This window comes from Microbulbifer hainanensis, from assembly GCF_014904735.1.
Lineage (GTDB): Bacteria > Pseudomonadota > Gammaproteobacteria > Pseudomonadales > Cellvibrionaceae > Microbulbifer > Microbulbifer hainanensis.
This window is the reverse complement of record NZ_JACZCR010000057.1, coordinates 89,613-99,207: the sequence shown is the minus strand read 5'-3', so window position 1 is coordinate 99,207 and position 9,595 is coordinate 89,613. Positions and strand designations below refer to the sequence as shown.

General features: G+C 56.4%; 18 protein-coding genes. 16 read left to right on the top strand and 2 right to left on the bottom strand.

Annotated features, from left to right (window positions below; genetic code table 11):
- Position 1 precedes the first annotated feature (1 nt).
- The gene (locus IG168_RS20130) at positions 2-1,702 is read left to right on the top strand and encodes a ShlB/FhaC/HecB family hemolysin secretion/activation protein (RefSeq protein ID WP_193166403.1); all 1,701 of its coding nucleotides are present in this window, start codon (positions 2-4) and stop codon (positions 1,700-1,702) included.
- Positions 1,703-1,722: 20 nt separating this feature from the next.
- Here IG168_RS20130 and IG168_RS20125 read toward each other — a convergent pair whose 3' ends face one another.
- Together IG168_RS20125 and IG168_RS20120 are read right to left on the bottom strand one after the other, a co-directional pair.
- Positions 1,723-2,025, bottom strand: a complete 303-nt coding sequence (locus IG168_RS20125; protein WP_193166402.1) for a hypothetical protein — start codon at positions 2,023-2,025, stop codon at positions 1,723-1,725.
- Between the two features lie 187 nt (positions 2,026-2,212).
- Positions 2,213-2,671 (bottom strand): aminoacyl-tRNA deacylase, encoded by a 459-nt coding sequence (locus tag IG168_RS20120; protein WP_319024768.1) that lies wholly within the window; start codon positions 2,669-2,671, stop codon positions 2,213-2,215.
- A gap of 220 nt (positions 2,672-2,891) precedes the next feature.
- Between IG168_RS20120 and rpsJ the strand changes: the two genes are divergently transcribed.
- The 15 genes from rpsJ (at position 2,892) to rpsN (ending at position 9,577) form a co-directional block, all read left to right on the top strand.
- Entirely contained in the window at positions 2,892-3,203 is a 312-nt protein-coding gene (rpsJ, locus tag IG168_RS20115) for a 30S ribosomal protein S10 (protein ID WP_066967210.1), read from the top strand.
- A gap of 110 nt (positions 3,204-3,313) precedes the next feature.
- Positions 3,314-3,949, top strand: coding sequence for a 50S ribosomal protein L3 (gene rplC, locus IG168_RS20110; RefSeq protein ID WP_193166400.1), 636 nt, complete (start codon positions 3,314-3,316; stop codon positions 3,947-3,949).
- A 17-nt stretch (positions 3,950-3,966) separates the two neighbouring features.
- A complete protein-coding gene (rplD, locus tag IG168_RS20105) occupies positions 3,967-4,581 on the top strand; it encodes a 50S ribosomal protein L4 (RefSeq protein ID WP_193166399.1) in 615 nt (204 codons plus the stop codon).
- Positions 4,578-4,874: a 50S ribosomal protein L23 gene (rplW, locus tag IG168_RS20100; RefSeq protein WP_193166398.1), complete on the top strand. Its 297-nt coding sequence runs from the start codon at positions 4,578-4,580 to the stop codon at positions 4,872-4,874. Before rplD ends, rplW begins: the two co-directional genes overlap by 4 nt.
- A gap of 14 nt (positions 4,875-4,888) precedes the next feature.
- Positions 4,889-5,713 (top strand): 50S ribosomal protein L2, encoded by an 825-nt coding sequence (gene rplB, locus IG168_RS20095; protein WP_193166397.1) that lies wholly within the window; start codon positions 4,889-4,891, stop codon positions 5,711-5,713.
- Positions 5,714-5,750: 37 nt separating this feature from the next.
- Entirely contained in the window at positions 5,751-6,029 is a 279-nt protein-coding gene (gene rpsS, locus IG168_RS20090) for a 30S ribosomal protein S19 (RefSeq protein ID WP_069946924.1), read from the top strand.
- A 15-nt stretch (positions 6,030-6,044) separates the two neighbouring features.
- Positions 6,045-6,377, top strand: coding sequence for a 50S ribosomal protein L22 (rplV, locus tag IG168_RS20085; protein ID WP_193166396.1), 333 nt, complete (start codon positions 6,045-6,047; stop codon positions 6,375-6,377).
- A 19-nt stretch (positions 6,378-6,396) separates the two neighbouring features.
- Positions 6,397-7,077, top strand: a complete 681-nt coding sequence (gene rpsC, locus IG168_RS20080; RefSeq protein ID WP_193166395.1) for a 30S ribosomal protein S3 — start codon at positions 6,397-6,399, stop codon at positions 7,075-7,077.
- Positions 7,078-7,088: 11 nt separating this feature from the next.
- Positions 7,089-7,502 carry a 50S ribosomal protein L16 gene (rplP, locus tag IG168_RS20075; protein WP_193166394.1) on the top strand — a complete coding sequence of 138 codons (414 nt, stop codon included), beginning with the start codon at positions 7,089-7,091 and terminating at the stop codon, positions 7,500-7,502.
- A complete protein-coding gene (gene rpmC, locus IG168_RS20070) occupies positions 7,502-7,693 on the top strand; it encodes a 50S ribosomal protein L29 (protein ID WP_193166393.1) in 192 nt (63 codons plus the stop codon). Before rplP ends, rpmC begins: the two co-directional genes overlap by 1 nt.
- A gap of 2 nt (positions 7,694-7,695) precedes the next feature.
- Positions 7,696-7,959, top strand: a complete 264-nt coding sequence (gene rpsQ / locus IG168_RS20065) for a 30S ribosomal protein S17 (RefSeq protein WP_193166392.1) — start codon at positions 7,696-7,698, stop codon at positions 7,957-7,959.
- A gap of 34 nt (positions 7,960-7,993) precedes the next feature.
- Complete coding sequence (gene rplN / locus IG168_RS20060) at positions 7,994-8,362, top strand: 50S ribosomal protein L14 (RefSeq protein ID WP_078084425.1); 369 nt, start codon at positions 7,994-7,996, stop codon at positions 8,360-8,362.
- Between the two features lie 24 nt (positions 8,363-8,386).
- Positions 8,387-8,704 carry a 50S ribosomal protein L24 gene (rplX, locus tag IG168_RS20055; RefSeq protein WP_193166391.1) on the top strand — a complete coding sequence of 106 codons (318 nt, stop codon included), beginning with the start codon at positions 8,387-8,389 and terminating at the stop codon, positions 8,702-8,704.
- An 18-nt stretch (positions 8,705-8,722) separates the two neighbouring features.
- Positions 8,723-9,262, top strand: a complete 540-nt coding sequence (gene rplE / locus IG168_RS20050) for a 50S ribosomal protein L5 (protein ID WP_193166390.1) — start codon at positions 8,723-8,725, stop codon at positions 9,260-9,262.
- A 9-nt stretch (positions 9,263-9,271) separates the two neighbouring features.
- Positions 9,272-9,577 carry a 30S ribosomal protein S14 gene (gene rpsN / locus IG168_RS20045; RefSeq protein WP_193166389.1) on the top strand — a complete coding sequence of 102 codons (306 nt, stop codon included), beginning with the start codon at positions 9,272-9,274 and terminating at the stop codon, positions 9,575-9,577.
- Positions 9,578-9,595 lie beyond the last annotated feature (18 nt).

Below are 9,595 nucleotides of genomic sequence, written 5' to 3'. Positions count from 1 at the left end.
TATGAATGTTTTTGGGGGGGCGCTGCGTGGGCGCATCGGTGTAGTTGGCGCGGCAGCGGTGTGCGGCCTGTCGCTAGCTTTCCCGCTCACTGCTGCAGCTCAGCTGGAGCAGCCGCTGCCACCGGATCTCGTTAAAGAGCTGCCGCGGCTCGATCCGGGCGCCGCAGAGCGCGAACAGCGCCGCCGCGCCGAGCGCTTGGAGCAGCGCAATGCGGCCCGGGGGGAGTCAGTGCTCGAAGAGGTTCAAGTGACCGGCGACCCGGCGGCACTGGACGGCCCCACGTTCGAACTGCGCAGCGTGCGCTTCAGTCGTTCCGAGCTTTTGACCCGGGAAGTGTTGCGGGAAATTGTCGCTCCCTATCTCGGCAAGCAGGTGTCGCACAGTGATCTGCTGAAGATTGTCGAAGGTGTGAACCGCCACTACCGGGAAATGCAGGTCTACACCGCGGTGGCGGTGTTGCCGCAGCAGGAGATCAAAGACGGTGTGGTGGTGGTGCGCCTGATCGAAGGCAAGCTCGGAGAGATCCGTTTTGAGGGCAACGAATATACCTCGGACGAATATCTCGGCCGCTGGATGGCCAATCACCAGGGGCTGGAAACTGTCGATCTGCCGGCGCTGGAGGCGGATATCCTGGAGTTCAACCGTATTAACGACGAGAGGCTCAAGGCGGAACTGCGCCGCGGTGAATCCTTCGGGCTCACGGATATTGTGGTTACTGTCGCTGAGCCGGAGCGGGGTTACTTCCAGGCGTTTGCCGACAACTACGGATTTGAAAGCTCCGGTGCCGAAGAGCTCGGCTTTATGTATCGACGTCAGCATCTGCTGAGCGATGGCGACAGGTCTATCGCGTACCTCGCTGCCAGCGAGGGCACCCAATCCCTGAGCATGAGCTATAACACGCCCATCAGCGCGAGCCGCTGGCGGGTTGGCGGCAGCGGTTCAATGACCCGCACAGATCTGACCGCTGGGGATTTCGTGATCTCCGATGTGCAGGGGGATTCCTATCGACTTGGTCTGGAAAGTAGCTGGCTGGCCTGGTCCGGCGAGCGGTTGTGGGCGTCTCTGATCGGCGGTGCCAGTTACACCCGCTCCGCAACGGAAGTTGCCGGTGTGACTATCAGTGATGACGCAATACAGCAGATACAAGTGGGCGCCAGCTTAAACTGGATTGGCAGCCAGTGGCAGGTATCGGGGCGGCAGATGGCTCTGGTGACGGACTTTGACGACAAGTCCGATGAGGGCAGTGCGCAACAGCGCGCCAGTGAAGTGTTGTACAACGGCGGTCTATCGGGCTATTACCGCTATCGCGATAGCGGCTTCTATGGTTTGGCACAGGCCGAGTGGCAATACGCCGATGGCGAAAACCTGCCCGGCTCTCTGTCATTTGCGCTCGGCGGGCCGACCAGTGTGCGCGGCTACGGATCCAGCGAAATCAGCGGCGATCGCGGCTGGTATGGACAGCTGGAGCTGCATTATGACCGCTGGCATTGGTTGAATACGGCCTTCGATCTCTTTGCATTTTATGATTACGGTGACGTCAAGTCCCTGAACCCACAGGAAACGCTCGCGGCGGCGGGGTTGGGGCTGAATCTTTCGGGGCGGCGCTGGGCGCTGAATATGAGTCTGGCCGAGGCATTGAAAGTGGCGCTACCTGAGCAGGACGATCGGGCCTTCTATGCCCGTTTCAGCTACCGCTATTGATGACCGGTGGGGGAGGCGGTTCAGGAGAGGTTTTCGGGCTCCGCCAGAATTTCAGGCGCCCCGTGGTCGTCGCGGCGGTGCTGGAGTGCAAACAGCATAAAAAAGGTAGCGGGTGCCATGCATAAGCATGTCAGTGCTGCGGCCGGCGCGGCGACGGGATGGGCCTGCACCAGTTTGGCGGCCGTGGCATTGATCTGCTGGAGATTGTCGTAGAGCCAAAAGAAACCACAGAACAAGGCAAACACCATGGCGGCGGTTGCCAGCAGGGCGAGCAGCATCAACAGGTTGTCGAAGTTTTCATTGTCTGACGGCTTGTAGGCCATATTGGTCCACCTTGTATCCCCGCGGGGGTGCTCTCAGATTATTATTGCGGACTGTCAGCGAGTATAGACCAGCCAGTTTCGTGGCGCTAATCACCCTTTTCGGCACTGGCGTTTTGGTGTCGGTTTAACGCTCTCTGGTGAGGCTCCAGTCCCTGGAGCGCCCTGTTCATTCCCTTAAGCTATTGATTTATGGCCAGTCTTTGCTCAGGTCGCAGCTACGACTGCCGGAAAACAGGCGCGTGAAGCGCGATCCGGCAATTTCCACCAGCTCCTCGTGGTCTCCGGCCTCGAAGTAGACGGTATCGCAGTGGCTCAGGCTGCTGTCCAGCAGTGTGGTGATGCCATAGGCCTGCCCAAGGGGGGGCAGGGCGCCCAGTTCGCAGTCGGGAAAGAGGCCGCCCAGTTCGCTCTCTGGCACCATTTCCAGGTGGTTTCGGCCCGTTTCATCGTGCACAGCACGTAAATCCAAGCTGCTGCTAGCTGGAATCACCGCCATTACATAGCCCTCATCGTCTTTCAGCAGTATGGCCTTGGCCACCTGGTCTTCGCGCACATTCGCTTTGTGGGCGCTCTCCCGGCTTGTATGGCTGTGTGGATGCTGGATCAACTGGTAGTCGACCGACTGGTCATGCAAATACTGACTCACTCTTGCTGCAATGGTCATGTCATCACCCTCGTTAGGCTGCCGATACCCAATTGTAGTTTGCAAAAGAGCAAATTTGCGCCGCTGGTCACCCCCTGAAAACTAAGGGGATAAGCCGGTTGACAGCTTCCTCCGCCGCCCGTAGAATTCGCGCTCCTTTTCGCCCGCCCTCGGGGCTGTGTAAAAGGACGTTCTTTAGTCTTATTAGTTGGAGTTTGATTCCATGCAGGGTCAACGCATCCGAATTCGCCTGAAGGCGTTTGATCACAAACTGATCGATACGTCTACCCAGGAGATTGTTGAGACGGCCAAGCGCACTGGTGCGCAGGTTCGCGGTCCCATTCCGCTGCCGACTCGCAAAGAGAAGTACACCGTGCTGATTTCTCCGCACGTCAACAAAGACGCGCGCGACCAGTACGAGATCCGTACCCACAAGCGTTTGCTGGACATTGTTGAGCCCACCGAAAAAACCGTTGACGCGCTGATGAAGCTCGATCTGGCGGCTGGTGTGGAAGTTCAGATCAGTCTCGGCTAACACTTTAAATTAACTACCGAATCCCGGGCGAAAACGGTCCGGGTAGTGTAACGCTCTGAAACTGGGCGGCCGCAGTGGGTTAAAGCCCCGTGCACTGAGAGGTTGAAACGATGACTATAGGTATTGTCGGCCGCAAGAGCGGCATGACTCGCATCTTCACTGAAGATGGCGCGTCCATTCCGGTTACCGTTATTGAGGTAGCTCCGAATCGCGTCACCCAGGTGAAAACTGTGGAAACTGATGGCTACACAGCAGTTCAGATAACTGTTGGTAACCGTAAGGCTTCCCGTGTCTCCAAGCCCCAAGCGGGCCACTTCGCCAAGGCCAATACTGAGGCCGGCACTCGTCTCTTCGAACTGCGTACTGACGGTTCTGATGAGGCTTTCGAAATCGGTTCCGAAATCACTGTCTCCGGCTTTGAAGCTGGTCAGAAGATCGACGTAACCGGCACTTCCAAAGGTAAGGGTTTTCAGGGCGGCGTTAAGCGCTGGAACTTCCGTACCCAGGACGCTACTCACGGTAACTCCCTGTCTCACCGCGCTCCCGGTTCTATCGGTCAGTGCCAGACTCCTGGTCGAGTGTGGAAAGGCAAGAAGATGGCCGGTCACATGGGTGCCGAGCGTGTAACCGTGCAGAACCTGGAAGTGGTTCGTGTCGACGCCGAACGCAATTTGCTGCTGGTTAAAGGTGCCGTTCCCGGCGCGCCCGGCGGTGATGTGATCGTTCGTCCGGCAGTTAAAGCCTAAGTCTGGGGGAAATAGATATGGAACTGAATATCGCTACTCCCGAAGGCGCTAAAGGCACTGTAGCTGTCTCTGAAGTGACTTTCGGACGTGAATTCAATCAAGACCTGGTGCACCAGGCGGTTGTGGCCTACATGGCCGGCTCCCGTCAGGGTACCAAGGCGCAGAAGAATCGCGCTGACGTTTCCGGTGGTGGTAAGAAGCCCTGGCGTCAGAAGGGTACTGGTCGCGCACGTGCCGGTACCATTCGCAGCCCGCTGTGGCGCACTGGTGGCGTAACTTTCGCGGCTGAGCCGCGTGATCACAGCGTCAAGCTGAACAAGAAGATGTACCGCGCTGCTCTGCGCTGCATCCTGTCCGAGCTGGCCCGTCAGGAGCGTCTGGTGGTGGTCGAGTCCTTTGATGTGGACGCGCCCAAGACCAAGCAGCTGGTGAGCAAGCTGGCTCAGTTCGATCTGGCGGATGCACTGATCGTGACCGAAGAGGTGAGCGAAAACCTCTACCTGGCCGCGCGCAACCTGCACAAGATCGATGTACGCGACGTGCAGGGTATCGATCCGGTAAGCCTGATTCGCTTTGACAAGGTCGTGGTTACCGTTTCTGCTCTCAAGAAAATTGAAGAGGTGCTGGGATGAACCAAGAGCGACTCTACAAAGTACTGCTGGGCCCGGTAATTTCCGAAAAGGCTGCTGTGTTGGCGGATGCCGCCAATCAGGTGGTTTTCAAGGTCACCACCGACGCCACTAAAGCCGATATCAAGGCCGCGGTAGAAAAGCTGTTCAACGTTTCTGTTGAGCAGATTCGCACCGTGAACGTAAAGGGCAAAACCAAGCGTACGCGTTATGGCATGGGCCAGCGCAACGACTGGAAAAAAGCCTACGTTCGCCTGGCCGAAGGCAGCGACATCAATTTTGAAGCTGCTGAGTAAAGGGGAAAGTTGCAATGCCGATTGTAAAGAGTAAACCGACCTCTGCCGGCCGTCGCCACCTGGTCAAGGTTGTTAACCCCGACCTGCACAAGGGTGCGCCTTACGCGCCTCTGGTAGAGAGCAAAAGCAAAAGCGGTGGTCGTAACAACGCTGGTCGTATCACTACCCGTCATATCGGTGGTGGTCACAAGCAGCACTACCGTGTTGTCGACTTCAAGCGCAACAAGGACGGTATTCCGGCCAAGGTTGAGCGTCTGGAGTACGATCCGAACCGCAGCGCGCACATCGCCCTGGTCTGCTACGCAGACGGCGAGCGTCGCTACATCATTGCACCGAAAGGCCTGAAAGCCGGTGCAACCGTACAGTCCGGTGATGCTGCGCCGATCAGCGTGGGTAACACCCTGCCGCTGCGTAACATTCCGGTTGGTGCCGTGATCCACGGTATCGAGCTGAAGCCGGGCAAAGGCGCCCAGCTGGCTCGCTCTGCCGGTGCCTCTGTACAGCTGGTGGCTCGCGAAGGTCAATATGCGACCATTCGCCTGCGCTCCGGTGAAATGCGTAAGGTTTTGTCCGAGTGCCGCGCCACCCTGGGTGAAGTGAGCAACTCTGAGCACAGCCTGCGCAAGCTGGGTAAAGCCGGTGCTAAACGCTGGCGCGGTGTTCGCCCGACCGTTCGCGGTGTGGCGATGAACCCGGTAGATCACCCGCATGGTGGTGGTGAAGGTCGTACCTCTGGTGGCCGTCACCCGGTAACTCCGTGGGGCGTACCTACCAAGGGTAAGAAAACGCGCAAGAACAAGCGCACCGATAAGATGATTGTACGTCGTCGCGGCAAGTAAGCCGCGCGTCGTCTGAGCAGCTAGAGAGGAATCGACAGTGCCACGCTCATTAAAGAAAGGTCCCTTTATTGATCTGCACCTGATCAAGAAGGTGGAGGCGGCGATCGCAGCCAATGATCGTCGACCGATTAAAACCTGGTCCCGCCGTTCCATGATTATGCCGGAAATGGTTGGACTGACGATTGCCGTGCACAACGGTCGTCAACACGTGCCCGTCCTGGTTAACGAAGAAATGGTTGGCCATAAACTGGGCGAGTTCGCCGCTACCCGCACTTACCGCGGCCATGCTGCGGACAAGAAAGCGAAGAAGCGCTAAGCCGAGGTTATTACGATGGAAGTAGCAGCAAAATTACGCGGCGCTCGTCTGTCGGCGCAAAAGGCGCGACTGGTAGCTGATCAGGTTCGCGGCAAAGGTGTCGAGGAAGCCCTGGATATCCTGGCTTTCAGCCAGAAGAAGGGCGCGGCGATCGTCAAGAAAGTTCTGGAGTCGGCCATTGCCAACGCCGAGCACAACGAAGGTGCCGACGTTGACGAGCTGAAAGTTTCCACAATTTTCGTGGATGAAGGTATGACCATGAAGCGCATTAAGCCGCGTGCAAAAGGTCGTGCTGATCGGATTCTTAAGCGTACTTGTCACATCACTGTGAAAGTGGCCGAGAAATAAGAGAGCAGGCGAGAAAACCATGGGACAAAAAGTAAATCCTACCGGCATTCGTCTGGGTATCGTTAAAAAGCATACCTCTGTTTGGTATGCCGGCAGCGACGAGTACGCAGACAAGCTGTACACGGATCTGAAGGTTCGCGAATACATTCGCAAAAAACTGGCTCACGCTTCCGTGAGCCGCATCGAGATCGAGCGTCCGGCGAATACCGCGCGTGTGACTATCCACACCGCCCGCCCGGGTATCGTGATCGGTAAGAAAGGTGAAGACGTTGAGCGTCTGCGCAATGAAGTCAGTGCGCAGATGGGCGTTCCGGTGCACATCGACATTGAAGAAGTGCGCAAGCCGGATCTGGATGCCGCTCTGGTAGGCCAGAACGTAGCCCAGCAGCTCGAGCGTCGTGTAATGTTCCGTCGCGCCATGAAGCGTGCGGTACAGAACGCCATGCGTCAGGGTGCCGAAGGCATCAAGATCCAGGTAAGTGGTCGTCTCGGTGGTGCGGAAATCGCCCGTACCGAGTGGTACCGCGAAGGTCGTGTGCCCCTGCATACCCTGCGTGCAAATATCGATTATGCCACTGCTGAAGCCAGCACGACTTACGGCATCATCGGTGTCAAAGTTTGGATCTTCAAAGGCGAAGTTATCGGTGACGAAATCCCCGATGAGAAGCCAACGAAGAGCCGTAAAAAAGCTGCTAAATAAGGGGTACGCAAATGCTGCAACCAAAGCGTACAAAATTCCGCAAGGTACAGAAAGGTCGCAACCGTGGTCTTTCTCAGCGCGGCTCCAAAGTGAGCTTTGGCGAGTTCGGCCTGAAGGCCATCGGTCGTGGGCGCATTACTGCGCGCCAGATCGAAGCGGCTCGTCGCGCAATGACTCGTCACGTAAAGCGTGGCGGTAAGATCTGGATTCGCGTGTTTCCGGACAAGCCCATTACCAACAAGCCCCTCGAAGTACGGATGGGTAAAGGTAAAGGTGGCGTTGAATACTGGGTGGCTCAGATCACACCCGGAAAAGTCCTCTACGAGATGGAAGGCGTTTCCGAAGATCTGGCTCGCGAGGCTTTCGAGCTCGCCGCAGCCAAGCTGCCTGTAAAGACAACTTTCGTTAAGCGTTCGGTGATGTAATGAAGACTGCAGATCTACGCGAAAAGTCAGTTGAAGAGTTGAACCAGGAATTGCTGAACCAACTCGAGGCTCAGTTTAAGCTTCGCATGCAAAAGTCCACAGGTCAGCTGACTCAGACCCATCTGCTGAAGCAGGCTCGTCGCGACATTGCTCGCATTAAGACTGTGTTGACCGAGAAGGCAGGTAACTAATCATGGCTGAAGCACAACTGAAGCGGACTCTGACCGGTAAGGTCGTGAGTGACAAGATGGATAAAACCATCACCGTTTTGATCGAGCGCCGTGTTAAGCACCCGATCTACGGCAAAATTGTGAGCAAGTCCACCAAGCTCAAGGCACATGACGAAAACAATGATTGCAGCATCGGTGATGTTGTAACCATCGAAGAATCTCGTCCGCTGTCCAAGAGCAAGTCCTGGGCTTTGCAGAAAATTGTAGAGCGTGCGGCGAAGGTTTAACCCCTAGCGCATTGAAGAGTTTCGGAGAGAGACGATGATTCAAGCGGAATCCTACTTAGAAGTAGCTGACAACAGTGGGGCTCGTCGCGTCATGTGCATCAAGGTGCTGGGCGGCTCCCATCGTCGTTATGCTGGCGTGGGCGACATTATCAAGGTGACCGTTAAGGAAGCCATTCCCCGCGGTAAAGTGAAGAAAGGTCAGGTGATGAACGCTGTTGTGGTTCGCACCAAGAAAGGTGTGCGTCGCCCAGACGGCTCCCTGATCAAATTTGACGATAACGCAGCGGTACTGCTGAACCAGCAACATGCGCCGGTTGGCACCCGTATTTTTGGCCCGGTAACTCGCGAGCTGCGCGGTGAGAAGTTCATGAAGATCATCTCGCTGGCACCGGAAGTTATCTAAGCCCAAAGCGGAGAATATAAAGTTATGCGCAAGATCAAGCGTGACGACGAAGTGATCGTTATCGCCGGTCGCGACAAGGGCAAGCGCGGCACCGTACGCAAGGTGCTGAACGATGGCCGTTTGATCGTATCTGGCATTCAGATGATCAAGAAACACCAGAAGCCGAACCCGCAGCTGGGCGTTGCCGGTGGAATCGTTGAGAAGGAGGCCGCTATTCAGGGCTCCAACGTGGCGATTTTCAATCCGTCAACCCAGAAAGCTGACCGTGTGGGCTTCAAAGTACTGGAAGACGGCACTAAGATTCGCGTCTTCAAATCCAGCGGCGAAGCCGTTGACGCTTAAGTAGATCAGGTAGATATCATGGCAAGGCTTAAAGAGCTCTACAGCAAAGAACTCGCGCCCAAGCTGAAAGAAGAGCTGGGGCTCGACAATGTGATGTCCGTGCCGCGCATCACCAAGATCACCGTCAACATGGGTGTCGGCGAAGCTGTTGGTGACAAGAAGGTACTGGATCACGCTGTCAGTGACATGACGGCAATTACTGGTCAAAAACCCATCGTGACCAATGCGCGCAAGTCAATTGCGGGCTTTAAGATCCGTGATGGTTGGCCAATCGGCTGCAAGGTAACTCTGCGCGGTGAGCGTATGTACGAGTTCCTGGAGCGTCTGGTTGACATCGCGATCCCGCGTATCCGCGACTTCCGTGGCATTAGCCCGAAGCAGTTCGACGGCCGCGGTAACTTCTCTATGGGTGTGACCGAACAAATCATCTTCCCGGAAGTGGACTACGACAAAGTAGACAAGCTCCGCGGTCTGGATATTTGTATCACAACTACAGCAGCTAACGACGACCAAGGTCGTGCACTGCTGAAAGCGTTTAACTTCCCTTTCAAGGGTTAAGAGGATTCCATGGCGAAGAAATCCATGATTGCGCGTGAGAACAAGCGCGCTCGAACCGCAGCTAAGTACGCCACGAAGCGTCAAGAGCTGAAGGCGATCATCGCCAGTACCACTGCTTCTGAAGAAGAGCAGTGGGAGGCTCAACTCAAGCTGCAGAAACTGCCGCGCGATGCAAGCCCGGTACGTCAGCAACGCCGCTGTCGTATCACTGGTCGCCCCCACGCTGTCTACCGCAAGTTCGGCCTGTGCCGTAACAAACTGCGCGAAGCAGCCATGCGTGGTGATGTTCCCGGCCTGGTTAAATCCAGCTGGTAAAAGGCAGACTTGAGGAGT

What these genes read in the sequence shown, in the direction of transcription:
- IG168_RS20130 (WP_193166403.1), top strand. Translation starts at nt 2, where the DNA reads ATGAATGTTTTTGGGGGGGCGCTGCGTGGGCGCATCGGTGTAGTTGGC.
- IG168_RS20125 (WP_193166402.1), bottom strand. Translation starts at nt 2,025, where the DNA reads ATGGCCTACAAGCCGTCAGACAATGAAAACTTCGACAACCTGTTGATG.
- rpsJ (WP_066967210.1), top strand. Translation starts at nt 2,892, where the DNA reads ATGCAGGGTCAACGCATCCGAATTCGCCTGAAGGCGTTTGATCACAAA.
- rplC (WP_193166400.1), top strand. Translation starts at nt 3,314, where the DNA reads ATGACTATAGGTATTGTCGGCCGCAAGAGCGGCATGACTCGCATCTTC.
- rplD (WP_193166399.1), top strand. Translation starts at nt 3,967, where the DNA reads ATGGAACTGAATATCGCTACTCCCGAAGGCGCTAAAGGCACTGTAGCT.
- rplW (WP_193166398.1), top strand. Translation starts at nt 4,578, where the DNA reads ATGAACCAAGAGCGACTCTACAAAGTACTGCTGGGCCCGGTAATTTCC.
- rplB (WP_193166397.1), top strand. Translation starts at nt 4,889, where the DNA reads ATGCCGATTGTAAAGAGTAAACCGACCTCTGCCGGCCGTCGCCACCTG.
- rplV (WP_193166396.1), top strand. Translation starts at nt 6,045, where the DNA reads ATGGAAGTAGCAGCAAAATTACGCGGCGCTCGTCTGTCGGCGCAAAAG.
- rpsC (WP_193166395.1), top strand. Translation starts at nt 6,397, where the DNA reads ATGGGACAAAAAGTAAATCCTACCGGCATTCGTCTGGGTATCGTTAAA.
- rplP (WP_193166394.1), top strand. Translation starts at nt 7,089, where the DNA reads ATGCTGCAACCAAAGCGTACAAAATTCCGCAAGGTACAGAAAGGTCGC.
- rpmC (WP_193166393.1), top strand. Translation starts at nt 7,502, where the DNA reads ATGAAGACTGCAGATCTACGCGAAAAGTCAGTTGAAGAGTTGAACCAG.
- rpsQ (WP_193166392.1), top strand. Translation starts at nt 7,696, where the DNA reads ATGGCTGAAGCACAACTGAAGCGGACTCTGACCGGTAAGGTCGTGAGT.
- rplN (WP_078084425.1), top strand. Translation starts at nt 7,994, where the DNA reads ATGATTCAAGCGGAATCCTACTTAGAAGTAGCTGACAACAGTGGGGCT.
- rplX (WP_193166391.1), top strand. Translation starts at nt 8,387, where the DNA reads ATGCGCAAGATCAAGCGTGACGACGAAGTGATCGTTATCGCCGGTCGC.
- rplE (WP_193166390.1), top strand. Translation starts at nt 8,723, where the DNA reads ATGGCAAGGCTTAAAGAGCTCTACAGCAAAGAACTCGCGCCCAAGCTG.
- rpsN (WP_193166389.1), top strand. Translation starts at nt 9,272, where the DNA reads ATGGCGAAGAAATCCATGATTGCGCGTGAGAACAAGCGCGCTCGAACC.